The sequence below is a fragment of the Lutibacter holmesii genome, from assembly GCF_042679665.1.
Taxonomy (GTDB): Bacteria; Bacteroidota; Bacteroidia; order Flavobacteriales; family Flavobacteriaceae; genus Lutibacter; species Lutibacter holmesii.
Genome location: NZ_JBHTMV010000003.1, coordinates 970317 through 994807, shown reverse-complemented (window position 1 = coordinate 994807; position 24491 = coordinate 970317). Strand labels below are relative to the sequence as shown.

General features: G+C 29.7%; 24 protein-coding genes. 15 read left to right on the top strand and 9 right to left on the bottom strand.

Going from position 1 to position 24491, the window contains the following annotated elements:
* Positions 1-16: 16 nt before the first annotated feature.
* Entirely contained in the window at positions 17-940 is a 924-nt protein-coding gene (locus tag ACFQ5N_RS07190; protein ID WP_386808808.1) for an RluA family pseudouridine synthase, read from the top strand.
* A 5-nt stretch (positions 941-945) separates the two neighbouring features.
* Here ACFQ5N_RS07190 and ACFQ5N_RS07185 read toward each other — a convergent pair whose 3' ends face one another.
* Positions 946-1728 (bottom strand): S1/P1 nuclease, encoded by a 783-nt coding sequence (locus ACFQ5N_RS07185; protein WP_386808807.1) that lies wholly within the window; start codon positions 1726-1728, stop codon positions 946-948.
* 117 nt (positions 1729-1845) lie between these two features.
* Between ACFQ5N_RS07185 and ACFQ5N_RS07180 the strand changes: the two genes are divergently transcribed.
* The 5 genes from ACFQ5N_RS07180 (at position 1846) to ACFQ5N_RS07160 (ending at position 3803) form a co-directional block, all read left to right on the top strand.
* Positions 1846-2706, top strand: coding sequence for an SPFH domain-containing protein (locus ACFQ5N_RS07180; RefSeq protein ID WP_386808806.1), 861 nt, complete (start codon positions 1846-1848; stop codon positions 2704-2706).
* Between the two features lie 77 nt (positions 2707-2783).
* Entirely contained in the window at positions 2784-2954 is a 171-nt protein-coding gene (locus ACFQ5N_RS07175; protein WP_386808805.1) for a DUF4177 domain-containing protein, read from the top strand.
* An 11-nt stretch (positions 2955-2965) separates the two neighbouring features.
* On the top strand, positions 2966-3121 hold the full coding sequence (locus ACFQ5N_RS07170; protein WP_386808804.1) for a hypothetical protein: 156 nt from the start codon (positions 2966-2968) through the stop codon (positions 3119-3121).
* A gap of 10 nt (positions 3122-3131) precedes the next feature.
* A complete protein-coding gene (locus tag ACFQ5N_RS07165) occupies positions 3132-3638 on the top strand; it encodes a hypothetical protein (RefSeq protein ID WP_386808803.1) in 507 nt (168 codons plus the stop codon).
* Between the two features lie 3 nt (positions 3639-3641).
* Positions 3642-3803 (top strand): Arc family DNA binding domain-containing protein, encoded by a 162-nt coding sequence (locus ACFQ5N_RS07160; protein ID WP_386808802.1) that lies wholly within the window; start codon positions 3642-3644, stop codon positions 3801-3803.
* Between the two features lie 52 nt (positions 3804-3855).
* On the opposite strand, the gene ACFQ5N_RS07155 is transcribed toward ACFQ5N_RS07160, so the two are convergent.
* Together ACFQ5N_RS07155 and ACFQ5N_RS07150 are read right to left on the bottom strand one after the other, a co-directional pair.
* On the bottom strand, positions 3856-6045 hold the full coding sequence (locus ACFQ5N_RS07155) for a S46 family peptidase (protein ID WP_386808801.1): 2190 nt from the start codon (positions 6043-6045) through the stop codon (positions 3856-3858).
* Positions 6046-6056: 11 nt separating this feature from the next.
* A complete protein-coding gene (locus ACFQ5N_RS07150) occupies positions 6057-8279 on the bottom strand; it encodes a S46 family peptidase (RefSeq protein WP_386808800.1) in 2223 nt (740 codons plus the stop codon).
* A 98-nt stretch (positions 8280-8377) separates the two neighbouring features.
* Between ACFQ5N_RS07150 and ACFQ5N_RS07145 the strand changes: the two genes are divergently transcribed.
* From ACFQ5N_RS07145 to ACFQ5N_RS07130, 4 genes are all read left to right on the top strand, one after another.
* Positions 8378-9685 carry a DUF819 family protein gene (locus ACFQ5N_RS07145; RefSeq protein ID WP_386808799.1) on the top strand — a complete coding sequence of 436 codons (1308 nt, stop codon included), beginning with the start codon at positions 8378-8380 and terminating at the stop codon, positions 9683-9685.
* A gap of 54 nt (positions 9686-9739) precedes the next feature.
* Complete coding sequence (locus tag ACFQ5N_RS07140) at positions 9740-10435, top strand: DUF4369 domain-containing protein (protein ID WP_386808798.1); 696 nt, start codon at positions 9740-9742, stop codon at positions 10433-10435.
* 117 nt (positions 10436-10552) lie between these two features.
* The gene (locus ACFQ5N_RS07135; RefSeq protein ID WP_386808797.1) at positions 10553-11047 is read left to right on the top strand and encodes an RNA polymerase sigma factor; all 495 of its coding nucleotides are present in this window, start codon (positions 10553-10555) and stop codon (positions 11045-11047) included.
* Positions 11048-11049: 2 nt separating this feature from the next.
* Entirely contained in the window at positions 11050-11688 is a 639-nt protein-coding gene (locus tag ACFQ5N_RS07130) for a hypothetical protein (protein ID WP_386808796.1), read from the top strand.
* 70 nt (positions 11689-11758) lie between these two features.
* Here ACFQ5N_RS07130 and ACFQ5N_RS07125 read toward each other — a convergent pair whose 3' ends face one another.
* The 3 genes from ACFQ5N_RS07125 to ACFQ5N_RS07115 all read right to left on the bottom strand — a co-directional run bounded on the left by ACFQ5N_RS07125 (position 11759) and on the right by ACFQ5N_RS07115 (position 16471).
* A complete protein-coding gene (locus ACFQ5N_RS07125) occupies positions 11759-12220 on the bottom strand; it encodes a DUF4442 domain-containing protein (RefSeq protein ID WP_386808795.1) in 462 nt (153 codons plus the stop codon).
* A gap of 65 nt (positions 12221-12285) precedes the next feature.
* A complete protein-coding gene (locus ACFQ5N_RS07120; protein WP_386808794.1) occupies positions 12286-13389 on the bottom strand; it encodes a hybrid sensor histidine kinase/response regulator in 1104 nt (367 codons plus the stop codon).
* Between the two features lie 4 nt (positions 13390-13393).
* Positions 13394-16471, bottom strand: a complete 3078-nt coding sequence (locus tag ACFQ5N_RS07115) for a PAS domain S-box protein (protein WP_386808793.1) — start codon at positions 16469-16471, stop codon at positions 13394-13396.
* A 242-nt stretch (positions 16472-16713) separates the two neighbouring features.
* On the opposite strand from ACFQ5N_RS07115, the gene ACFQ5N_RS07110 reads away from it, so the two are divergent.
* The 5 genes from ACFQ5N_RS07110 to ACFQ5N_RS07090 all read left to right on the top strand — a co-directional run bounded on the left by ACFQ5N_RS07110 (position 16714) and on the right by ACFQ5N_RS07090 (position 22024).
* A complete protein-coding gene (locus ACFQ5N_RS07110) occupies positions 16714-17085 on the top strand; it encodes a DUF4870 domain-containing protein (RefSeq protein WP_386808792.1) in 372 nt (123 codons plus the stop codon).
* 32 nt (positions 17086-17117) lie between these two features.
* The gene (locus ACFQ5N_RS07105; protein WP_386808791.1) at positions 17118-17462 is read left to right on the top strand and encodes a PadR family transcriptional regulator; all 345 of its coding nucleotides are present in this window, start codon (positions 17118-17120) and stop codon (positions 17460-17462) included.
* Positions 17455-19212 (top strand): PspC domain-containing protein, encoded by a 1758-nt coding sequence (locus ACFQ5N_RS07100; protein WP_386808790.1) that lies wholly within the window; start codon positions 17455-17457, stop codon positions 19210-19212. The genes ACFQ5N_RS07105 and ACFQ5N_RS07100 overlap by 8 nt, the downstream gene beginning before the upstream one ends.
* Positions 19213-19306: 94 nt before the next feature.
* Positions 19307-20041: a head GIN domain-containing protein gene (locus ACFQ5N_RS07095; protein ID WP_386808789.1), complete on the top strand. Its 735-nt coding sequence runs from the start codon at positions 19307-19309 to the stop codon at positions 20039-20041.
* Positions 20042-20227: 186 nt separating this feature from the next.
* A complete protein-coding gene (locus ACFQ5N_RS07090) occupies positions 20228-22024 on the top strand; it encodes a hypothetical protein (RefSeq protein ID WP_386808788.1) in 1797 nt (598 codons plus the stop codon).
* A 49-nt stretch (positions 22025-22073) separates the two neighbouring features.
* On the opposite strand, the gene ACFQ5N_RS07085 is transcribed toward ACFQ5N_RS07090, so the two are convergent.
* The 3 genes from ACFQ5N_RS07085 to ACFQ5N_RS07075 all read right to left on the bottom strand — a co-directional run bounded on the left by ACFQ5N_RS07085 (position 22074) and on the right by ACFQ5N_RS07075 (position 24467).
* The gene (locus ACFQ5N_RS07085; protein WP_386808787.1) at positions 22074-22493 is read right to left on the bottom strand and encodes an RrF2 family transcriptional regulator; all 420 of its coding nucleotides are present in this window, start codon (positions 22491-22493) and stop codon (positions 22074-22076) included.
* Positions 22494-22523: 30 nt separating this feature from the next.
* Positions 22524-23462: a citrulline utilization hydrolase CtlX gene (gene ctlX / locus ACFQ5N_RS07080; protein ID WP_386808786.1), complete on the bottom strand. Its 939-nt coding sequence runs from the start codon at positions 23460-23462 to the stop codon at positions 22524-22526.
* A gap of 90 nt (positions 23463-23552) precedes the next feature.
* The gene (locus ACFQ5N_RS07075) at positions 23553-24467 is read right to left on the bottom strand and encodes a dimethylarginine dimethylaminohydrolase family protein (protein WP_386808785.1); all 915 of its coding nucleotides are present in this window, start codon (positions 24465-24467) and stop codon (positions 23553-23555) included.
* Between the last annotated feature and the right edge of the window lie 24 nt (positions 24468-24491).

The following is a 24491-nucleotide window of genomic DNA, read 5'->3' as shown; positions in this document are numbered from 1 at the left end:
TTTATAACTCAAACTAATGGAAACTAATACAAACTTAAATAACACCAAAACAATTCATTCGCATATTGTTCCTAATTCTGTTGAAAAAATTCGTCTTCAAGATTACGCACCCAAAATTTTTAAATTATTTATCCCATCAAATAGCGGTATAAAAAAAGCAATTAAAAAAGGACGAATTTTAACGAACGGAGAAATTTCTGATACAGGAAATTGGGTTACCAAAGGTCAAATTATTGAACTTATTGAAGACCCAACTAATAAACCAAAAGTATACGAATTTAATTTAGAAGTAATTTTTGAAGATGATCACTTAGCGGTTATCAACAAACCTGCAGGAATTACGGTAAGCGGAAACTCTTTTAAAACCGTTTTTAATGCGCTGCCGTACAATATAAAACCAAGCTCACAACCAGATGCTTTATCCGCTCCAACTCCAGTTCATAGACTTGACAATCAAACTTCAGGCATTTTACTTGTAGCTAAAACTAAAACGGCGCAAATTGAATTAGGAAAAGAATTTGCGAACAACACTATTCAAAAAAAATATTGTACCATTTCCATTGGAAAAGTGCACACCAACAGAACCATTACAACACCTGTTGACAATAAAGAAGCTGAAACTAGTTTTGAAATTATTAGAATTGTTAAATCTCTAAAATACAATGAACTATCCTGTTTAAAAGTTTCACCAAAAACAGGTAGAACACATCAAATAAGAATTCATTTAGCTTCCATTGGTCATCCCATTTTAGGTGACAAACTCTACGGAAACAAAGACCAAATTCATAAAGGAAAAGGATTGTTTTTATGCGCTTCAGAAATTAAATTTCTACATCCAAAAACCTTTGTACCTATGGTTTTTAAAGTTGATGTACCTCAAAAATTTCGCTCTATATTAAGTCGCGAAAAAAGACGTTGGAATACGCACAATTTAGGTTAAAACTGCTATGCAAATAAATCATCTAATACTTTAGCCAAACGAATACCTCCTTTTTGCAGTTGTGTTCGTACGGTTTGAAAATTAAGATACATATATTCATACCTTAAATTCTCACCAACTTCGGCAGAATTATACACTTCTATAGCATAAGTTTGTGTTTCATTTACCCAGTCAATAACAGAACCTTTCTTAAAACTTAAAACCTCATCTTTTGAAAGTTCATTCATATTTATTGCCAACTCAGTATAGGTCATATTATAATGTTCAATCATTTTTGAATCCCACACAGAATGCAAATTAGTTCCTTTTCCAAACCACTGAACCTGAAAACCATTTCCTCCTTTATCTTCTTTTTTCCCAACGTGCATTGGCTGGTGCAAATCTCCTATTAAATGAACTAATAATTTTAAATAAAAAGCTTTGTCCTGTTTTGAAGTTGTTTTATCTAAAATAATAGATTTACATTTTTCAATACCTAAAACTAAATCTCCTGAAGGATTTTTTTCTGAATCTTCATATTTCACATCAAAAGGCATATTAATATAATGCCACGAATAAAACTCTCTGTACCTTTTGTCCGATTTAATATCATCTCCAAAAGTTGACACCAAAGCTAAACTTTGCCCGTCTAACAAATCTGCAATTTTACGTTTAGTTTTTCCTTTTATATAGGTTGAAGCAATTTCACCAATTGTTCTATGACCAGTTGCTCCCCATTCAGGATTCTCAGCCTTCACAGTTGAAATTCCAAAAAGAAACACGATTGCAATACAAATTATATTTTTCATTTGTTGATTGTTCTATTTTCGGCAAATATAAAATAAAGTTGCTAAATTCTTTGGAAATAACAGAAATAATAATGTATCTTTATGATATCATTTTAATATCACAATAAAACTAACATTATGACTGAAGAAAAAATTATAAAATTATCAAGCGGTTACTTTATGCTAATCTTACTAATTCTATTTATTATTGGCGGCATTACAAGTTTGGTAAACTCTGTTATTCCATTATTTTTTATCTTTTTACTTTTAACAATTACCACATTACCTGGTTTCTTTTTAGTAAACCCAAACACCTCAAAAGTTATTTTATTATTTGGTAAATACATTGGCACAGTAAAAGAAAATGGTTTTTATTGGGCAAATCCATTATACAGAAAAAAAGGAATTTCATTAAGAGCAAGTAATTTTGACAGCGAACGCGTAAAAGTAAACGACAAGTTAGGTAACCCAATTATGATTAGTACCATTGCTGTTTGGAAAGTAAAAGATACTTTTAAGGCCGCTTTTGATGTAGACAATTACGAAAATTTTGTACGTGTACAATCTGATGCTGCCGTGCGTAAATTAGCAAGTTTATACCCTTACGACAATTTTGAAGATGATGGAAAAGCTGAAGAAATTACTTTAAGAGCAAGTGTAAATGAAGTTAGTCAAGCTTTAGAAGAAGAACTTTCTGAGCGATTAGAAATGGCTGGAATTGAAGTTTTAGAAGCTAGAATAGGTTATTTAGCTTACGCACAAGAAATTGCAAGTGCTATGCTAAAACGCCAACAAGCAACAGCAATTATTGCTGCACGTCATAAAATTGTTGAAGGTGCAGTAAGTATGGTTGAAATGGCAATAGATAAATTAAGTGAACAGAATGTAGTAGATTTAGATGAAGAACGAAAAGCTGCCATGGTAAGTAATTTAATGGTTGTACTTTGTTCAGACAAAGACGCTGCACCAATAGTAAATACAGGAACTTTAAACCATTAAAATGGCTTCATTTCTTATATATATTTCAATTTTAATCTATTCACTTTTACAACTAATTTTAATTCGTTTTTTATAATATGAGAGAATATAAAATTGTAAAACCCAAAAGCAGGTGGTCAATTAATGATGCTACTTTTGAAGAACTTTTCAACAAGTATGCATCACAAGGTTGGCGCGTTATAAGCATTGCATATGGACAATCAGGGAATTTACAAAAGGCCGTTTTAGAAAGAGACAAAAATCGTTAATACAATTTAATATGAAATTTAATTCTGAAACCAAATCAATAGCAATTGGAACTGCTTTAGGCGTTGCAATAGGTGTTGCTTTAAATAACTTTATTTTAGGACTCGCCATTGGAATTGTATTTGCAGTTGCTTTCCAGAAAAAAGATAAAACTTCAAAAGATAATTAAAAAATATCCTATGAAAGTTTTTACAGAACAACAAAAGTTTACGCAACCTTTGGTAATTATAGCATTATCAATTGCACTTTTAGTCTCTTTATTTTTAACTTTTAAAGACTGGAACATTATTGTAACAGGAAATTTGAGTGATAAATTTAAAACTTTAAGCGGCTTACTAATTGTGTTATTAGTTATTGCGCTATTTATAAATTTAAAATTAAAAACTAGAATTGATGAGCGAGGAATTTATTACCAATTTTTCCCTGCTCATATAGCTTTTAAATTTATAGACTGGAAAGACATTTCATCATGTACTATTAGAAAATATGATCCAATTTCTGAATATGGCGGTTGGGGAATAAAAATTAATCTGTTCAAAAACAAAGAAACAGCATTTACAACTAAAGGTACTATAGGTTTACAACTTGAGCTTACCAACGGAAAAAAGATATTAATTGGAACTCAAAAAAAGGAAGCTTTACAAAGAACTTTAGAAAGTTACCAACATAAACTTTTAAAGCAATAAACTATGGCAAAGAAAAAAGCGTTTGCATTGCGCATAAATGAAGATATGCTAAAGTCTATTGAAAAATGGGCTGCTGATGAATTTAGATCTACCAACGGACAGCTTGAGTGGATGCTAAACAAGTGCCTAAAAGAAGCGAAACGACTGCCTAAAAAGAAAGAATAAGTACAATTTATAACAAAAAAAACGCCAACAAATTGTTGGCGTTTTTTATACATTATTTTTTATTCTTTTTCTTAGGATGAACTAAGGTCATTTCTTCAATTAAATTGGTAGCTCCTGCATATTTATCAATAATAAATAATACATAACGAATATCTACTGAAATACTTCTAACAATATCTGCATCAAAATACAAATCACTCATTGTTCCTTCCCAAGTAGTATCAAACGCTAAACCTATCATATTTCCTTTTCCATCAATAATTGGGCTTCCTGAATTTCCACCTGTCATATGATTTGTAGATAAATAATTTACTGGCATTTTACCATTTTCAGCATATGGTCCGTAATCTTTAGCATCATATAAATCCTGTAATTTTTGAGGAACATCAAACTCATAATCACCAGGCACATATTTTTCCATAACACCTTTTAAATAAGTTTTATTGGTATAGTACACACCATCTTTTGGAGAGTATCCTTGCACCATTCCGTAGTTTACACGTAATGTACTATTGGCATCTGGGTAAAAACGCTCATTTGGAAACACTTTCATTAAAGCGGTCATATACTCTTTTTGAACCGCTCCAATTTCCATAGTTAACTGTTGAAATTTAGGCTCTATTTTACTGTAAAATATAGCGTGTAATTGTTTCCCAAATTTATAAGCAACATCTTCATTTAACTTTTTAATTACCTCTTCAGGGGATCCTGCTAAAAGTGCTTCAGTACTTTCTAAACTAGTTAATTGTGATGTTGTATAAATTGCTTCTGATAGTGCTTCAAAATCAATTTCGTTAAATCCTTCAGGTAAATATTCTAGCGGCATTTTTTCAGCATACAACATAGTCAACTTGTCAAAAACTGGTTGATCTACTGTTTTACTATAATTTTTAAAGGTCCCTTTTAATCTGTTTAATGTGGCTACTCTTGCTTTTTCAAAAGCTGCAGCTCCTCCTCTATTAAATGCTTCTTCTAATTGAAATGTTCTAAATGTAACACCTAAAACTTCAACGTTTCTGTAAGCAACTTCAATCCAATAATCACGCGCTAAAGAAACCGTTTCAATTTCTTTGTACAGTTTTTCAAAATCTGACAATAAGCTAGTGTAACCAGCCATATCTTTTTCTAAAACTATTTTAGAAAACTTAGCTTCTAATTCTTTCTTTTTTTCAATTGCATTTGTTTGGTGAATTCCTTGATTTTCACCAATCCATTTTTTCCAATAATTAGCTGTTGAAGCAAATTTAGATGCGTATTTTATTTTAATGTCAGCATCTTTACGCATATAAGAATCAATAATTTTTAATGCATTATCACGCACTTCAATTTTAGCTGGATTTAACACATTTACAATTTGATCTACAGCAACCGCTGGTAAATATTCATTTGTTCTTCCTGGAAAACCAAACACCAATGTAAAATCACTTTCTTCAACACCATCTAATGAAATTGGTAAATAATGGTTTGGTGTGTATGGTTTATTGTCTTTTGAATACGCTGCCGGACGGTTATTTGCATCAGCATACACTCTAAACATAGAAAAATCACCCGTGTGGCGAGGCCACATCCAGTTATCTGTATCTGAACCAAATTTTCCAATTGATGTTGGAGGCGCACCTACCAAACGAACATCGGTAAATTTTTCTGTTACAAATAACAAATATTGATTTCCTTTAAAAAACGACTTCACATTTGCATCTTGCCATGCTTCTTTTTGAGCTGCTTTTGTAGCTTTATCAATGTTTTTATCTATTAAGCTTTGCTTAGCTGCTTCATCCATATCTTCAGTAACACCTTCAAAAACCTGCGCTGTTACATCATCAATTCTTTTAATAAAAGTTGCGCTTAAGCTTTCATTTGGCAATTCCTCTTCATAAGTTTTAGCCCAAAAACCATCTTTTAAATAGTCATGTTCTAAGGAAGAGTGCGACTGAATAACGCCATACCCACAATGGTGATTCGTTAATAACAGTCCGTTTGGCGAAATAATTTCAGAAGTACAACCTCCGCCAAAATGTGCAATGGCATCTTTTAAACTTGAGCTGTTGGTGTCGTAAATGTTTTTAGCAGACATTTTACTTCCTAACATATGCATTTCTTGCTCATTCATTCCTTCTAATAACGAAGGAACCCACATTCCACCTTGAATATCTCTTGGGTCAATTTTCTCAGCTTTTTGTGCTGAAATAGTTAACGATATAAAAGCTATCGCTACTAATAAATACGATTTTATAATTTTCATTTAGTTCTATTTTATTGTTTTGAGTTTTCTTTTTTTGGATGCACTAAAGTCATTTCTTCAATTAAATTTTGAGCGCCAGCATATTTATCTACAATAAATAATACGTAACGTATATCTACCATAATATTTCTACAAATTTCAGGATCGTAATTCATATCACTCATAGTTCCTTCCCAAACTCTATCAAAGTTTAAACCAATTAAATTTCCGTGTGCATCAATTGCAGGACTTCCAGAATTTCCTCCTGTGGTATGATTTGTTCCAATAAAACATACTGGCATTTTACCATTTTTATCTGCATAAGCGCCATAATCTTTTGTTTCGTATAAACTCAACAATTTTTGAGGTACATCAAATTCATAATCTCCTGGCACATATTTTTCAATAACACCTTGTAAATGTGTTGTAGTTTCGTAATACATTCCATCTTTAGGTTCATAACCACTAACCTGACCGTACGTTACACGTAATGTGCTATTTGCATCAGGAAAGAAACGTTCATTTGGAAAAACTTCCATTAAAGCTTTCATATACTTTTTTTGAACTGCTTCAATTTCTAAATTTAACTGTTGAAATTTAGGTTCAACGCTATTATAAAAAACATTGTGTAATTCTTTACCAAAAATATATGCTTTGTCTTCATTTAATTTTTTAATAACCTCATCTGCTGAACCTGATAATAATTCTTCAGCACCAGCTAAACTAGTTAATTTTGAAGAAGTGTAAATTGAGGCTGCTTCATCACTAAAATTTAAACCTTGCAACTTTGTTGGAAAAAATTCTTTTGGAGATTTTTCAGCATATAAAACCATTAATTTTTCAAACACAGGCTGATCAACAACCGCGCTGTAATTTTTATAGGTTCCTTTTAATCTATTTAAAATTGAAGTTCTTGATTTCTCAAATGCAGCTTCTCCTCCTCTTAAATAAGCTTGTTCTAATTGATAAGCTCTAAATGTAATTCCTAATAACTCAACATTTCTATAGGCAACTTCAATCCAATAATCACGTGCTAACGAAACATCTTGAATTTCTTTATACAAAGTTTCAAAATCTGATAGTAGTGTTTGGTAACCTACCAAATCTTTCTCCTTCACTATTTTTGAAAACTCAACTTCTAATTCTTTTTTATTTTCAATAGCATTTGATTTTTCAATTCCTTGATTTTCACCAATCCATTTTTTCCAATAGTTAGCTGTTGAAGCAAATTTAGATGCATATTTTATTTTAATGTCAGCATCTTTACGCATGTAAGAATCTATAATTTTTAGTGCATTGTCTCGTACCTCAATTTTAGCAGGATTCAAAACATTTACTATTTGATCTACTGCAACTGCTGGTAAATACTCATTTGTTCTCCCTGGAAAACCAAATACCAAGGTAAAATCACCTTCTTCAACACCATCTAATGAAACTGGTAAGTAATGTTTTGGTTGGTAAGGCACATTGTCTTTTGAATATGCTGCCGGACGGTTATTTGCATCAGCATAAATTCTGAACATAGAGAAATCTCCGGTATGACGAGGCCACATCCAGTTATCTGTATCTGCACCAAATTTTCCAATTGATGAAGGTGGCGCACCAACTAAACGTACATCTTTAAATATCTCAGTAATAAATAAAATGTATTGATTGCCTTTGTAAAATGACTTTACATTGGCTGATTGCCATTCTTCTTTTTGAGCTGAAGCTGTTACTTTTTGAATATTCTGGTCAATTAAACGTTGTTTTGAAGCTTCATCCATATCTTCAGTAACTCCAACAAAAACTTGTGTAGTAACATCATCAATTCTTTTGATAAATGTAACTGTCATACTTGGGTTTGCTAATTCATCTTCTAAACTTTTTGCCCAAAAACCATCTTTTAAATAATCATCTTCAACCGTTGAATGCGATTGAATTGCACCATAACCACAGTGATGATTTGTTAATAATAACCCTTTAGGTGAAATAATTTCAGAAGTACAACCACCATTAAAATGCACAATTGCATCTTTTAAACTAGAATTATTTACATCATAAATATCTTTGGCAGTCATTTTACTTCCTAATAACTGCATTTCCTCTTCATTTACTCCTTCTAATAAAGACGGAATCCACATTCCACCTTGTATTTCTCGCGTGTCAATTGCTTCTTGTACTACCGCAGGTTCAACTGCCTTTACCGTTGGTTGTTTTGTTTTACAAGAAACTACCAATAAGGCCGCTAACAAATAGATTTTTATATATTTCATTTAATTAAATTTTATCCAACAAATATACATAACGAAAACATTTATTATTGTAACATACATCATAAAAAATACTATTTTAGCCCAAACAAGAAAAAATTATGGATACAACACCAATTATAACACAAGACACTATTGTTTTTGGAATTTTAATGCTTTGTTTAGGCTTTGTTTTTTACACTTCAAACAGTGAAAACAAAATATGGAAAAAGTTTTACAAAGTTATACCAGCTTTATTAATGGCTTACATGTTACCAGCTTTATTTACAACCTTAGGTATAATTTCTCCAAAATGGGGAATTGAAAATGAACTCGGCGCAATGGTTGAAGTAACTGGAGAGTCTAAAATATATTATATAGCTAGTAGATTTTTATTACCTGCAGCCTTGGTATTAATGACCTTAAGTATAGATTTAAAAGCAGTGTTTAATTTAGGACCAAAAGCCTTAATTATGTTTTTAACGGGTACGGCAGGAATTATTATTGGCGGACCAATAGCAGTACTTTTGGTTTCATACGTTTCACCAGAAACTGTTGGCGGAGCAGGTTCAGATGCCGTTTGGAGAGGTTTAGCAACTTTAGCGGGAAGCTGGATTGGTGGTGGCGCGAACCAAGCTGCTATGTTAGAAATATACAAATTTAACCAAGCCAATTATGCGAGTTTTGTTATTGTAGATATTGTGGTTGCAAATATATGGATGGCTCTTTTACTGTATGGAATTGGAAAGAAAGAAAAAATTGACAAATGGCTAAAAGCCGATACTTCAGCTATTGAAGATTTAAAAGAGAAAGTTTCTAGTTACGGTGCAAAAATTTCTAGAAACCCTTCATTAACCGATTTTATGATTATTTTGGGAATAGCTTTTACCGTTGTTGGAATTTCACATTGGGGAGCAAACGGTGTTTCAACGTATTTAAAAGAAAATTTTGAAGCTGTTGCAAATCCAACATCTGCTATGTCTTCATTTGGTTCACAGTTTTTTTGGATGATTAGTATTGCTACAATTCTAGGGATTTTATTATCATTTACAAAGTTAAAAACCTATGAAGGCGCAGGAGCAAGTAAAATTGGAAGTGTTTTTATTTACATTTTAGTAGCTTCAATTGGTATGAAAATGGACTTAACAAAAATATTAGACAACCCAGGATTATTAATTGTTGGGCTAATTTGGATGACAACACACGTACTTTTACTTGTTATTATTGCCAAATTAATTAGAGCTCCTTATTTCTTTTTAGCAATTGGTAGCAAAGCGAACGTTGGTGGTGCAGCTTCAGCACCTGTTGTTGCAGCGGCTTTTCACCCTTCATTAGCTACAGTTGGAGTTTTATTGGCTGTTTTTGGATATGTAGTAGGAACTTACGGCGCAATGTTAACCGCCGAATTAATGAGAATTGTTGCTGCATAATAAATTTTAAAAACCAATTAAAAGTTAGATATTTGCCTGATTAAAATTTTATAAATGAAAAAATTATTACCCTTATTTATTGTTCTTAGTTTAGTTATTTCTTGTGGAAAAAGTCATAACGGAACTATGTTAGTTAATGGAAACATAGATGGTTTTAAAAAAGGAACAATTTATTTACAAAAGTATGTTGATACTTTATTAGTTTCGGTTGACTCAATTCAACTAAATGGTGAAAGTAACTTTACCTTGGCTGATGATGTGCTAAGTCCTGAAATTTATTATTTAACAATTAATGAAGTACCAAATGAAAACATTTTGTTTTTTGGTGAAAAAGGAGAAATTACCATCACTTCTAAGCTTCCAAAACTTGAATATTCTGCAAAAATAACAGGTTCAAAAAATCAAGACTTATTAGATGAGTATCAAGAAATGGCTTCTCAATTCAATAATAAACAATTAGATTATATTAAAGAAAAGTTTGAAGCTCAAAAAAATAACAATAAAGAATTGTTAGAAGAAACCGAAGCTAGTGAACAACAACTGTTAAAACGAAAATACTTATATACTGCAAACTTTGCACTAACACATAAAGATGCTGAAGTTGCGCCTTATATTGCATTAACTGAATTGTACTATGCCAACATAAAACTTTTAGATACCGTAAATAACTCGCTTTCAAAAAATGTGAAAGCTTCTAAATACGGAGTTCAACTAGATGAGTTTATTGGTAAAATAAAAAAAGCTGAATAAGAAATTTTATTTCTTTTCTTAAAAAAGCTACTCAGTTGAGTAGCTTTTTTTATTTTTCAAAAAAATTGTAACAAATCATAGATTTTAACTACTTATTATTGAAACTAAAGCAAACTTGTGAACAAAGACCTTGAACATAAATTTATAGCTGAGTTCGAAAAGAACCAGAATATTATTCATAAAGTATGTAGAATATATACAAACAATCAAGATGCTCACAATGATTTGTTTCAAGAAATTACCATTCAACTTTGGAAAGCATATCCAAAATTTAGAGGTGATTCAAAACTAAGTACTTGGATGTACAGAATTGGCTTAAATACAGCCATTACTTTGTACCGAAAATCTAAACGTACTATAAAAACACAAGATTTTGATAGTGTTTTGCATAAAATTCAAGCAACTGAATATGATGCTACAGAAGAAGAACAATTAAAAATAATGTACCAAGCAATACATCAATTGTCTGACATTGATAAAGCACTAATTTTCTTGTATTTGGAAGATAAAAATTACAGCGAAATTTCAGAAACTTTAGGAATTTCAGAAGTGAATGCCCGCGTGAAGATGAACAGAATTAAAACTCGCTTAAAAAAAATACTAAATCCATAATTATGAAGGAATTAGATTTACTTAAAAAAGACTGGAATAAAAAGGACACTGAGTTTCCTAAACTTTCCTATAATGATATTTATAAAATCATTCATAAAAAATCATCATCTATTGTAAAATGGATTTTTATTATTTGCATTGCTGAGTTATTCTTTTGGAGCTTTCTTAACTTTTTAATACCAGACAGTTACCTTGATATTTATGAAAAATTTCACTTAAAAACATTTTTATTTGTTACGCAAGCCATTCATTATATTATATTATTTGTTTTTATTTATTTGTTTTATAGAAACTTTAAAGCTATTTGCGTTAAAGACACTACAAATAAATTAATGAAAAGCATTATTAAAACACGTAAAACAGTAAATTACTACGTGTATTATAACATTATTTTATACGCTATAATTTCTATTGTATTTAACATTAGTATGTTTTCTCAACCAGATATTTTAGTTGAAGTAATGAACCCAAGTGGAGCTGACGTAGATAGCCAATTATTTATAAATATAATGCTTATAGTTCAAATTGTAACATTCTTTATTATTTGCGGATTGTTATGGTTGTACTACCGTATTATTTACGGCATTTTACTTAAAAAATTAACAAGAAATTACAAGGAATTAGAATCATTAGAATTTTAACAATAAAAAAGCCAAAGCAATTGCTTTGGCTTTTTTGTTAGAACATATAATTAACATTCATAACAACTCTTTATTTTTTAGGTTTTAACTTAATACTCCATTCAAATTGATAAGAAGACACCTGTTCTCCAGCTTCATTTACACCAATTGATTTCATTTGAATTGTTTGCCCTTCGCCTGTTTCAATAGTTTTTTTTAAAGCAGCATCAATTAAAACTCCATCGTTACAAATAAATGAAATTTTACCTACTGCTTTTTTTGAAAACGCACCTGAATGATTGGTAACTAACATAGAAATTTTGGCGCCGCTTTCTTGAATTTTTTTAATAACAATAGCTCCTGTAGCTAATTCTGCTGCCATAGACTGTACCGCAAAATACATAGAATTAAATGGATTTTGATTGATCCATTTATATTTAACAGCAACAACAGCTTTATTATTTTCTAACTCTTTTAATCTAACTCCACATAAAAATGCAGAGGGAAGCTTAAACATTAAATAGGTATTCAGTTTTTTAACAGTAACCTCCATTTAAAATCATTTTGAGGTTAATTTATAAAAAAGAATCTATTTACCTAACTTTCTTACCAATTATTTTATGCTGACGCAGATAAATTAAAAATAAACTTACTACCAACTTCTAATTCACTTTCAGCTCTAATTTCTCCGTCATTTTGGGTCATAAACTCTTTACAAAGCACCAATCCTAAACCTGTTCCAGCTTCGTTATTTGTTCCTTTTGAAGTAACATTGTATTGAATTTTAAACAATTTATTCAATTGCTCATAAGACATCCCAACACCTGAGTCACATATTTTTGTTTCAATAACTCGCTTGTTATTAACAACTTTTGATTTAGAAGAAACAAATATGTTTCCACCATTTGGCGTAAATTTAATAGCATTTGAAATTAAATTTCTTATCACAGTTGAAATCATTTTTTCATCAGCACACACAGGTAACTCATCATCAAAATCAAAACTAAACAAAATATTTTTTGCTTGTGCTTGTGGAATATGTCCTTCAATATTATTACTTAATATTTGACTTAAATTACAATTTGTTTTTTCTGATTTTAAACTACCATTTTGTATTCTAGACCAGGTTAATAAATCTTCTAGAATTTCAACTGAAAACTTTGAAGATTCATGTATATAATGAATAAACTTTTTAATATCATCATTATCTAAATTCGTGTAATTTTTATCTAATAATTCTGAAAAACCAATAACTGTAGATAATGGGTTTTTTAAATCATGTGAAATTATTGAGAAAAACTTATCTTTAGTAGCATTTTGAAAAATAAGTTCTTCGGCTTGTTTTTTTAATTTTATATGCGTTGCAATTCTTGCTAATAACTCGTCACTATTAAACGGTTTTGTAACAAAATCTACACCACCCGATTTAAAAGCCTTTGAAATGCTTTCAGCATCAGTATTTGCAGTTAGAAAAATTACTGGAATTGATTCAAGATCTTTGTTTTCTTTTATTTTTAAGCAAGTTTCAAAACCATCCATTTCAGGCATTTGAATATCCAGTAAAATTAAATCTGGCTTGGTTTTATCAAGAACACTAAGTGCCTGACTTCCACTTTTTGCCATTCTAAATTTATACCCTTCACCTTTCAATACGCCAGCTACTACTTTTAAATTGTTAGAATTGTCATCAACAATCAATATTGTATTTTCATTTTTAGCCATAATATTAAGATTTTAACCAGTTAATTAATTCTTCAAACTCAAACTCTTCAATGCAATTTTCTAAATATTTAAACGATTTTCCTGTATCATTTTCTAATTCTATTAATAATTCTTGTAAAAGAACAAAATCACCTTCTAATGCAGCTTCTATAAATTGCTCTTTTGTATTTCCTATTATTTCAGTTGATTTACCATCAACTATTTCTTTTTCTATAATATCTTCATAAATAAACTTTACACCACCCTTATCGCTCATTTCAGTTAAAAGTTCATTAAAAATTACGGGTTTCTTAATAAAAATAGTTGCCCCAATTTCCATTACTTCTTTCTGTTCAGACTCTAAAGCACTAGCACTTATAATAAATATTTTAACATCATGGTCTCCTGCTATTTTAAATATTTCTCTTGTAGCATCAACACCACTCATTACAGGCATTACCACATCCATTAATATTAAATCAGGCTTCCATTCTTTATAAAGTTCAACAGCTTCTTTACCATTTTCAGCCATTCTTAAATCAAAACCAAGCGGGTTTAATTTTTGATATAAAATATCTCTATTTTCAAATCGATCATCAACAATCGCCACTTTTAATCCAAGTGTTTCAGAAGATAAAGACTTTATTTTTTTGTTTTCTAAGTTATCCGTTAATACTGTTTCTTCACTATCTTCATAACCAAATGTAAATACAAAATTGGCACCTTTACCAAGTTCACTTTCAATGGTAATATCACCTCCCATTAAATGAGAGAATTTTTTACTAATTGCCAATCCTAAACCTGTACCTCCACTAGTTTCACCTCCTATTTGAGCTTGTTCAAATGGTCTAAAAATTGCCTCCTGTTCTTCTAGTGCAATACCTTTACCACTATCTTTTACGCTAATTTTAATAAAGTTATCTTTACATTTTTCAACATTTATATGTACAAAACCTTTTTTAGTAAACTTTAAGGCATTTCCTACTAAATTTATAATAACCTGCTTAATTTTAGATTCATCACCTAAAATAATTCTAGGTATGTTATTAAGTGTTTTAAAGGTAAGATCAATATTATTTTGAGATGCTTTAAAATTAAATAATTGCTCAACTTCATTTAACATTTCCGCCAAACTAAAATCATTTGGTTTTAATGTAATTCTTCCTGCTTCAATTTTAGACATATCTAAAATATCATTAATCAGGTCTAATAAATGAGCTCCACTTTTATTTATAATCTCTAAATTTCCTTGTTGATTTTTCGTCAAATTATCATCATCTTGAAGCAATTGAGAATACCCAAGAATTGCATTCATAGGAGTTCTAATTTCATGACTCATATTTGAAAGGAAAACTGATTTAGAAAGGTTAGCTGCTATTGCACTTTCAGTTGCTTTTTTAAGTTGTATTTCGTTTTCTCTTCTTTTAGTAATATCTTCTGAAGTTCCAATAATTCCAATAACATTATTATTTTCATCATAAAAAGGTAATTTACTTGCTACAAACCATCTTTCTTTCCCTGAGTAAAATGACGATTCTTGATAATTTATTTTTGGTTTACCACTAAGCATTATTTTAACCTCATCTGCTCTATATTTTGTAGCATCCTCTTTTTTATGAATGTCAAAATCCGTTTTGCCAATCATTTCCATTTCATCGCTTAAACCTTTCTCTTTTAAATATGCTTTATTACAACCTAAATATTTTGAATCTACATCTTTCCAAAATACTTTAATAGGAATATTATCAAATACATTTCTTAAAACTTCTTGAGAAAGTCTTGCTTCATTGGTGGCTTTTTTTAGTTTTTCTTCAGTTAACTTTTGAAGAGTTACATCTTCTTTTATAGCCATATAATTGGTAATTACACCTTCATGATTTGTAATTGGTGTAATTGCAACACGCTCCCAATATAATTTGCCTTGTTTAGATTTATTTTGAAATTCTCCAATCCATTCTTTACCAGATGAAATGGTTTTCCACATGTTAGCGTAGTACTTCTTAGGCTGATTACCTGAATTTAAAATTCTAGGATTTGCTCCTAAAGCTTCTTCTTTAGTATAACCTGTAGATTTTTTGAATTTAGAATTCACATATTCAATACTTCCTTTTGTATCTGTAATTACAATGGTATTTGAACTTTGTTCAACTGCCAATGAAAACTTCTTTAATTCAAGTATTTGCTGACTTTTTTGAATGGCTGTACTAATATAAGAAGATACAAACTCTAATAATTCAATATCACTTTCATTATATGCATTCTCATCATCATAACTTTGTACTACTAACGCACCAATAACTTCACCTTCAACAATTAAAGGAACACCTAACCAAACCTGAGCAAAAGTACCTATAAGATCAACTTCACCAGCATCAATTAGTGCTGTATACTCTTTAGCTTTAATTAATCTAGACACTTTACCTTTAATTAAATATCCTGTCATAGATTTTCCTACAGGAAATTCTTCTTCAGCATCTTCACCTGAAATAAACGGAATATTTATAGTTTGCTTTGCTTTATTATAAAAAGCTATATAGGAATTAGAAACATCCATTAATGTTCCCAGTTGCTCAATTATAAATCTGTTGTATTGTTTAAAATCTACAATATCATGACCAACCTGAGAAATTTTCAATAACATTTTTTGAATGTCACTAGCTTTTTTAATTTCAGTTACATCACGAAAAATACCTTCATAATATAATACTTCACCGTTACTATTAGTTATATCAACCCCATAATTTTCAACCCAAATAATAGAGCCATCTTTTTTATATAATTGGTGTTGCTCTTTTGTAGTATCATAAAAATGATCTATAATCTCATTCCTATCATTACCATTAACATAAAGTTGTTTTTTAATATTTATTTGAAGTAATTCCTCTTTAGAATTATAACCCAACATTTTAACCAATGCAGTATTTACATCAATAAATTTGCCTTCTGGAGTGCTTTTATATATTCCATCAATAGAATTATTAAACAAATTATCATACTTCCTATCATTATGCTGCAAAGCATAAATAGTTTTTTCCTGCTTATTAATTATGGATAATAATTCAGATTTTGTTAAATCTTCATGTAGTATGGCTTCCGTATTCATGGGGACTGACTAGGGGTTTAAAATTTTAACGACTACCGTTTAACACAAAAATAGTGTATTTTATTGTAATAACCATACCAAATATACAAATATTTTAAATACCACCCTCATTTTCAATGTTTATTTTGTTTTAATTAATCAAATTACAATGTTAATGAAGTGTTAAATTTTAGTACTATGTGTTGCATACTACTATCTTTTAAACGTATATTTGCATAAGATATTACTAAACGTAAAAAACTATGATAACTCAAAACGATAAAAATTACAGTTCAATAACGCACCTTAGTGGATTTGCAGGATGGATTTTCCCTTTTGGAAATATTCTTGTACCACTAGTATTGTGGATTGTTAAAAAAAATGAAAGCACCTATATTGATGTTCACGGAAAAGCAGCCGTAAATTTTCAATTGAGTCTAATACTATACGGTTTTTTACTTGCCATTTTAATTTTACCAATTACTATTTTAACCTTAGGCCTAGGTTTAATAGCAATTCTTATTGCCATAATTCCGGCGATTATTTTAAAAATTGTCTTAATTATTTCAGCAAGTATAAAAGCAAATAATGGTGAATATTATGATTACCCTTTTACTATTGAATTTATAAAATAATCAATGGCTTTTAAATTATAAAATCTCAACTTATGAAGATAGAAAACACAAAAGCACAAATGAGAAAAGGAGTTTTAGAATTTTGCATACTCTCAATTTTACAACATGGAGATGCATACACTTCTGAAATTTTAGCTCAATTAAAAGATGCAAAATTATTAGTTGTTGAAGGAACAATTTATCCTTTATTAACTAGATTAAAAAATGCTGGTTTACTCAGCTATCGCTGGGAAGAATCAACATCTGGACCGCCTAGAAAATATTATTTATTAACAGAAACCGGACAATTATTTTTAAAAGAACTAAGCAGTACTTGGAGCGACCTTGTTGAAGCAGTAAACCACGTAACTACCCATAAACCATCAGAAAATGAATAAAACAATAAACATAAATTTAGGAGGTATCTTTTTTCATATTGATGAACTTGCTTATCAAAAACTGAAACTATATTTAGATGCCATAAGGAGATCTTTAAGCGATGACCCGCAAGGAAGAGATGAAATTTTAAATGATATTGAACATAGAATTGGAGAACTACTTTCTGAAAGAATTAAAGATGAACGTCAGGTTGTAAACGAAAATGATATTGACAATATCACAAAAGTTATGGGGAAACCTGAAGACTATTTAGTGGACGAAGAAATTTTTGAAGATGAGCCAACATTTAAAGCAAAAGCTTCATCAAAAAAACTTTATAGAGATGGTGAAGATAAATTTTTAGGTGGTGTTTCTTCAGGAATAGCACATTATTTTGGTGTTGATGCACTTTGGGTTCGTATACTTTGGATAATTCTTTTAGTTGCTGGTGTTGGTTCAGGAATACCAATTTATATATTACTATGGATTTTAATACCTGAAGCAGTTACAACAGCTGAAAAACTTCAAATGAAAGGTGAAGCCGTAAATATTAGCAATATTGAAAAAAAAATAAGAGAAGAATTTAATGATGTTACTTCTCGTGTAAAAGACGGTGTAAATGATGTTACCGAAAAAGTAAAAAGTTCTAACTTTAAAAAAAACGCTGGTAATAAAACAAAATCAGGTTTAGATGAAGTTATAGATGTGCTCACAAAAATAATACTTACCATATTTAAAATATTTGGAAAATTTATTGGCGTATTATTAATTGTAATTGCATCATTAACTTTAATAGGTTTAATTTTTGGAGCACTCTCATTAGGAAGTATTGAAATACTAGGCTTTGGAGAAGATTTTACAAATTATCCTCCATTCTTTTTTGACTCTGTTTTACCTACTTGGTTATTAGCGTTATTCACTTTTGCTGCTATTGGAATTCCATTCATTGCTTTGTTTATGTTAGGTTTAAAAATACTTTCAAGCAATGTAAAATCATTCACAACAACCACAAAATTATCTCTATTAGGAGTTTGGATTATTGCCTTATTAGGACTTGGTTTTGCAGGAATTAATTTTGCAACACAACGTGCATATGACGGTGTTTTTAATCATACTGAAGAGTTGCCTATTACACAAATAGACACCTTAAAAATTAAAATGATTGGAGCTGAAAATTTATCAAATAGAACAGAATTAAGAAGAGAATACGGCTTTGAAACTGTATATGATAACAAAGAACAGAAGCTTTACTCAACCAGAATTGATGTAGACGTTAAAACTACCGAAAAAACAGAAGCTTTTGTAAAAGTAAGAAAGGAGTCGCAAGGTAAAAATAGATTGAATGCCAATAATGATGCAGAAGCTATTGAATATCAATTTAATTTAACCGATAAAAATTTACTATTAAACGGTTACTTTTTATCAGACTTCAAAAATAAATTTAAAGATCAAAAAGTAGACATTACAGTATACTTACCAATACATTCAGTGGTTTATTTAGACAAATCAACACGTACATTTTTACACCACGTGGATAATATTCAAGGTGTATATGACAGAGACATGCCTAAACATTATTACAAAGTCACAGAAAATGGATTAGACTGTTTAGATTGCGATCCTTCAATTTATGGAGACGACTATAAAAGCAAACAAGAAAATTTCAATTTAAAAATTGATGAAGATGGAGTTGAGCTAAAAATTAATGCCGAAAATGGCACAAGTGATGCCAAAGTAAAAATTGATGAAAACGGAATTATTATTCAATAATTACAATTCAACCATTAAAATCAACAACTCAATCACATAAATTACTTTAAAACACATATGTAATATACATTTGAACTAACTAAACTCATTAACTATGAAAACTTTAATTAAAATTACAGTATTAATTACAACCTATTTACTTTTACTTTTTACAACAACATCTTGTTTTTTTGATGGAATGACAGGAATAAAAGGAAGCAAGGTAATTGTTTCAGAAAACAGAACTATTGGCTCTAATTTTGAAACCATTAAAGTACAACAAGGAATTAATTTATACCTAACACAAGAAAATTCAACTAGTATAAATGTAGAAGCAGATGACAATATTATTGATTTACTTATTACCGAAGTGAAGGATAATGAGCTTAAAATTTATTTTGAAAAAAATGTATACAAAGCAAAAGCTAAAAATGTGTTTTTAACAACAAGTACTATCAATAAAATAAAAACCTCAAGTGGTGCGCAAGTAAAATCTGAAAATAGTATTCAAACAAATACTCTAAATTTAGATGCTAGCAGTGGAAGTTCCATAAAAGTACGCGCAATCGCAAATGAAATAATAAGCGAAACATCCAGTGGTTCTAACATGAAAATTGAAGGACAAGCAACTAATTTTTCAGCTAAAGCTAGCAGCGGATCACATATAAATGCCACCAATTTAAAAACTGTTGATGCTTATGCAAAAGCTAGCAGCGGATCACATATAAATGTAAATGTATCTGGTGAATTAAATGCAAAAGCTAGCAGTGGCGGAGATATTGATTTTGAAGGAAACCCTTCAAACATCATTAAAGAAACTTCTTCAGGCGGAAGCGTTTCAGGTAATTAACTAAATTTAAACTTTGTAAAAAAACCAGTTCAATAATTTTGAACTGGTTTTTTTATATAAATTAAACAAAATAGACCAATGCGTTAATGTTGTAACAATTCAAATTTAAAATGCTGTTATAATGACAATTATCAGTTAAATTTAAAACTTGTTAGGTATTTTTGTCTTTAATCATTACACAAAAGTATGCAAAAACAAGTTAAAACACATTCATTTCATATTCCGGTAATGGGGCTTGCTTATACAGTAGACAGCCCAATTAAGGTTGCTAAATATGGTATTTCATCGGTAATATCCATAGTTGACGACTTTTTAATTGAAAAAATGAATGAATATTATTCAAATAAGTTCAAACTTCCATACAATGAAATTTCAACAAAAGTAGAAGATTATAGAGCAAAAAGAATTACTTCTTACTTAAATACTGTTGACACAATTGTAAAGCAAAAGTTTGAAAATCTTAAAAAAAGTTTTGAAGATAAAAGCGAAGAAATTGATAAATATATTGATTTACTACCTGACTTTTCAGAACTAAAACAAAATTTTACAAAGAAGTTTGAAAACTACAATTTAAAAGAAGATGCGCTTCACTGGATTAATAACAACCTGAAAGCAGGAAGTATTGATGTGAACATTATGACGAAACTTGACAAACCAAATTTCAAGAAAAATGAGCAACTTCCTTCAGAATTTAATGATGCTCATGCAGCATTAAGAGGTTTTGCCAATAGTAATTTAGAATCTTCTATTATTTTATCTGCAGGTATGAATCCTAGATTGTATAGCTATTTTGAAAATTTTGAAGATTTTTTCCCCAATGAAAATGATTTTCTAAAAAAGAAAATTATTTTAAAAGTAAGTGATTATAGATCCGCCTTAATTCAGGGAAAATTTTTAGCTAAAAAAGGACTTTGGGTTTCTGAATATCGTATAGAATCAGGTTTAAACTGCGGCGGACACGCATTTGCATCTGATGGATATTTATTAGGACCAATTTTAGAAGAGTTTAAAAATCATAAAGAAGCATTAATTACTGATGTACATAACATTTTAAAAAGTGCTTTAGAAAGTAAAGGAAAACATATACCAAACGCTCCATTAGAATTAAACATTACGGTGCAAGGTGGTGTAGGTACAGCTGATGAACATGAATTTTTATTAGAAAATTATAATGTAGATTCTGTTGGTTGGGGAACACCATTTTTGTTGGTTCCTGAAGCTACAACTGTTGATGCTCCAACAATAAAAACCTTAAGTATCGCTAAAGAAAAAGATTTATATTTAAGTAACGTGTCACCACTTGGTGTTCCATTTAATAGTTTAAATGGAAATACAAACGACGATATTAGAAACCTAAGAATTAGTGAAAACAAACCTGGTAGCTCTTGTCCTAAGAAATTTTTAGCACTTGGTACAGATGAAAATGGAAAACCACTTTGTACCGCTTCAAGAAAATTTCAATCTCAAAAGTTAGAAGAATTAGAAGCTAAAAATTTAGACACTGTTGATTATGAAAAGCAAAAGGAACTTATTACAGATAAAACTTGTTTGTGTGAAGGACTCTCAAATGCTGCTCTACTAAATTATAACATAGAGAAAAAAGGTGAAAACCAAGGTGTAGCAATTTGCCCGGGACCAAATATGGCATATTTTGATAAAGAAATTTCTTTAGCTGAAATGGTACAACATATTTACGGTAAAACAAATGTGATTTCACATAAAAATAGACCACATATGTTTATTAAAGAACTAGCAATGTATGTTGACTATTTTTCAAATAAAGTGAATGAAGTAAAACATTCATACACTATGAAACAGCAAAAATATTTAAAAACTTTTCAAAAAAATATGATTGAAGGTATGGATTATTACCAACAATTATTTTCAACTTTTGAATTTAATAAAGAGTTATTATTAAATGACTTACACAAATTAAAGGATGATTTTTTCAATATTCAAATTCCTGTTTTAGAAAAAGCATAGCACAAAAAAAGGTCTTTCAAATTGAAAGACCTTTTTTTATTTATTATGTTTATTCATCACCACAATGAAAATTTTCTAAGGTTTTATTCTCTAAAATTTTAAGTGTACTATCTCTAACTTCAGCCATTAAAATATTTAAACTACAACGCTCTTCGCTATGGCAGTCATCACATTTTTGATAATAGTTTAAACTTACACAAGGTAACATTGCAATAGGACCTTCTAACATTCTAATTATAGAAGAAATCTTAATATCTTTAGGTTCTTTCAATAAATAATAACCACCACCTTTTCCTTTTTTAGAAGCTAATATTCCACTTTTCTTTAACGTAAGTAAAATACTTTCTAAAAATTTTTTTGATATATTCTCTGATTCTGAAATTTCAGAAATTAAAACTGGCACATGCTTCTCTTGCTTTGCCAAGTAGCTTAAAGCCTTTAATCCGTATTTTGTCTTTTTTGAAAGCATTTATAAATTTACTACTTTTTCAATAATTTTTTATACTCTTTTTGGTAAAAAAACTTCTGCCATCATACAACGTGCACTTCCTCCTCCGCAAGCTTCAATTGTATCTAATGAGCTTGAAATAATAGCGCAATGTTTCTCTATTGCTTCAATTTGACTTGCTGTTAAACTAGTGTATGCAGCATTAGACATAATTAAAAAACGCTCATCATTTGCTCCAATAACTTGCAACATATTTCCTGCAAAATTAGCAACTTGTTTTTCTGTAATAGCTATTATTTCTTTACCATCTTCTTTTAAATGTTTTACAACATTTTTTCGCTCTTTTTTATCATCAATACAATCTAAACAAATTACAGTAAATGTTTCTGCCAAGCACATCATTACATTGGTATGATAAATTGGCAAACGCTCACCGTTTACAGTTTGATAAGCAACAAAAGACACTGGAGTATATTCAAAATCTTCACAAAATTCAATAAATAAATCTTCATCTGCACGTGGAGATAAAGCACAATACGCCTTACCATGAGCTCTATCAATTGCAATACTTCCTGTACTTTCTAAAAATAGTGCTTCCTCTTCTGCTGAAGTATAATCTATAATGTTATGAATTTCATACCCTTTTTCTTCAATGATTTCTAAAATATCTTCTCTCCTCTCTAATCGTCTGTTTTCAGCAAACATTGGATACAAACCAATATCACCATTTTGGTGAAAAGAAATCCAGTTATTAGGAAAAATAGAATCTGGTGTATCAGTTTCTTTATTATCATTCACTACAATTACTTCTACCCCAATTGCTGTTAACTTTTCAACATAATTATCAAATTCTTGTACAGCTTTAAACTGAACTGTTTCTGGTGTTATATCTTTTAATACGTGCTGATAATAATTATTTACAGCTGTTTCTTCATTCATTCTAAAAGAAACTGGTCGAATCATTAATATTGTATTGGTAACTTGTTTCATATGTCTATAGTATTATTTTTAACGGTCACATGCTATTCGCTAGTTGTAATTACATTAAAAGATAGGCTTTTAACATGCTCGTTTCATAATTTAATCTCTTATTAGTGGCATTGTAGAACAGCGTAATAAACCTTCTTGTTTTCCTATTTCAGCATAAGGAACTTCTTCTACAATAAAACCTTGTGCTCGTAACCAAGTATTTAATCGTGTAAAATTTTGTTCTGAAACAACGACTTTAGGTGAAATTGAAAATACATTTGAAAACATTTGATACATTTCATCTGCAGAAATGTGAAATAGATTTTCTATTCCAAATAAGTTTACAAGAAACTCGTAATCTTCTTCATTCTTAAAACCTTCTTTATGAATAATAGCTTTATTTTTTCCTACAGGTTGAAAACAACAATCTAAATGTAACGCATTTAATTTCGCATTTGTATTAGATTTTACCAAATCAAACTCTTTTACTATTTTATTTGGAAATAAATTTTTAATAAAATTAACACCTTTCATATTGGTTCGTGCAGTAATAATATCGGCATAATCATCTTCCTTATAGGTACCTATAAAAATATGATTGTTCCAAAGCATTACATCTCCACCTTCAAAATGTACATCATCTGTAGTCGTTATAATTTTTGATGATTCAACTTCGTCAATAACATATTGTATTGCTTCAACTTCTTTTTCTCTATCTGGAAGTATATTTGAAATAATCAATTTATCCTCTACAACAAAAGCAATATCTCTCGAAAATATTTGATTGTAATTTTCTATAATATTTGGTCTATAAACTTTAATATCATACTTTTTAAAAATGGAATTTAATGCTTCCATTTCCAATACCATATCTTTTTCTGTAGGATATGTTCCTGCTTTTATATTTTCTATAGATTTAGGGTCATAAGCTTCCCCTAATGTAGGAATAGGTCCATTACTACACGCTGTTCCTAAGACCACTGCTCTTAAACGTGCGGTTTCATCTTGAACATTGAGTTTTATCATAATTATAATATTAACGTGTAAAAA

What these genes read in the sequence shown, in the direction of transcription:
- ACFQ5N_RS07170 (WP_386808804.1), top strand. Translation starts at nt 2,966, where the DNA reads ATGAAATTTAATTCTGAAACCAAATCAATAGCAATTGGAACTGCTTTA.
- ACFQ5N_RS07125 (WP_386808795.1), bottom strand. Translation starts at nt 12,220, where the DNA reads ATGGAGGTTACTGTTAAAAAACTGAATACCTATTTAATGTTTAAGCTT.
- ACFQ5N_RS07095 (WP_386808789.1), top strand. Translation starts at nt 19,307, where the DNA reads ATGAAAACTTTAATTAAAATTACAGTATTAATTACAACCTATTTACTT.
- ACFQ5N_RS07145 (WP_386808799.1), top strand. Translation starts at nt 8,378, where the DNA reads ATGGATACAACACCAATTATAACACAAGACACTATTGTTTTTGGAATT.
- ACFQ5N_RS07165 (WP_386808803.1), top strand. Translation starts at nt 3,132, where the DNA reads ATGAAAGTTTTTACAGAACAACAAAAGTTTACGCAACCTTTGGTAATT.
- ACFQ5N_RS07115 (WP_386808793.1), bottom strand. Translation starts at nt 16,471, where the DNA reads ATGAATACGGAAGCCATACTACATGAAGATTTAACAAAATCTGAATTA.
- ACFQ5N_RS07140 (WP_386808798.1), top strand. Translation starts at nt 9,740, where the DNA reads ATGAAAAAATTATTACCCTTATTTATTGTTCTTAGTTTAGTTATTTCT.
- ACFQ5N_RS07120 (WP_386808794.1), bottom strand. Translation starts at nt 13,389, where the DNA reads ATGGCTAAAAATGAAAATACAATATTGATTGTTGATGACAATTCTAAC.
- ACFQ5N_RS07100 (WP_386808790.1), top strand. Translation starts at nt 17,455, where the DNA reads ATGAATAAAACAATAAACATAAATTTAGGAGGTATCTTTTTTCATATT.
- ACFQ5N_RS07085 (WP_386808787.1), bottom strand. Translation starts at nt 22,493, where the DNA reads ATGCTTTCAAAAAAGACAAAATACGGATTAAAGGCTTTAAGCTACTTG.
- ACFQ5N_RS07110 (WP_386808792.1), top strand. Translation starts at nt 16,714, where the DNA reads ATGATAACTCAAAACGATAAAAATTACAGTTCAATAACGCACCTTAGT.
- ctlX (WP_386808786.1), bottom strand. Translation starts at nt 23,462, where the DNA reads ATGAAACAAGTTACCAATACAATATTAATGATTCGACCAGTTTCTTTT.
- ACFQ5N_RS07150 (WP_386808800.1), bottom strand. Translation starts at nt 8,279, where the DNA reads ATGAAATATATAAAAATCTATTTGTTAGCGGCCTTATTGGTAGTTTCT.
- ACFQ5N_RS07155 (WP_386808801.1), bottom strand. Translation starts at nt 6,045, where the DNA reads ATGAAAATTATAAAATCGTATTTATTAGTAGCGATAGCTTTTATATCG.
- ACFQ5N_RS07190 (WP_386808808.1), top strand. Translation starts at nt 17, where the DNA reads ATGGAAACTAATACAAACTTAAATAACACCAAAACAATTCATTCGCAT.
- ACFQ5N_RS07075 (WP_386808785.1), bottom strand. Translation starts at nt 24,467, where the DNA reads ATGATAAAACTCAATGTTCAAGATGAAACCGCACGTTTAAGAGCAGTG.
- ACFQ5N_RS07185 (WP_386808807.1), bottom strand. Translation starts at nt 1,728, where the DNA reads ATGAAAAATATAATTTGTATTGCAATCGTGTTTCTTTTTGGAATTTCA.
- ACFQ5N_RS07090 (WP_386808788.1), top strand. Translation starts at nt 20,228, where the DNA reads ATGCAAAAACAAGTTAAAACACATTCATTTCATATTCCGGTAATGGGG.
- ACFQ5N_RS07175 (WP_386808805.1), top strand. Translation starts at nt 2,784, where the DNA reads ATGAGAGAATATAAAATTGTAAAACCCAAAAGCAGGTGGTCAATTAAT.
- ACFQ5N_RS07130 (WP_386808796.1), top strand. Translation starts at nt 11,050, where the DNA reads ATGAAGGAATTAGATTTACTTAAAAAAGACTGGAATAAAAAGGACACT.
- ACFQ5N_RS07160 (WP_386808802.1), top strand. Translation starts at nt 3,642, where the DNA reads ATGGCAAAGAAAAAAGCGTTTGCATTGCGCATAAATGAAGATATGCTA.
- ACFQ5N_RS07180 (WP_386808806.1), top strand. Translation starts at nt 1,846, where the DNA reads ATGACTGAAGAAAAAATTATAAAATTATCAAGCGGTTACTTTATGCTA.
- ACFQ5N_RS07105 (WP_386808791.1), top strand. Translation starts at nt 17,118, where the DNA reads ATGAAGATAGAAAACACAAAAGCACAAATGAGAAAAGGAGTTTTAGAA.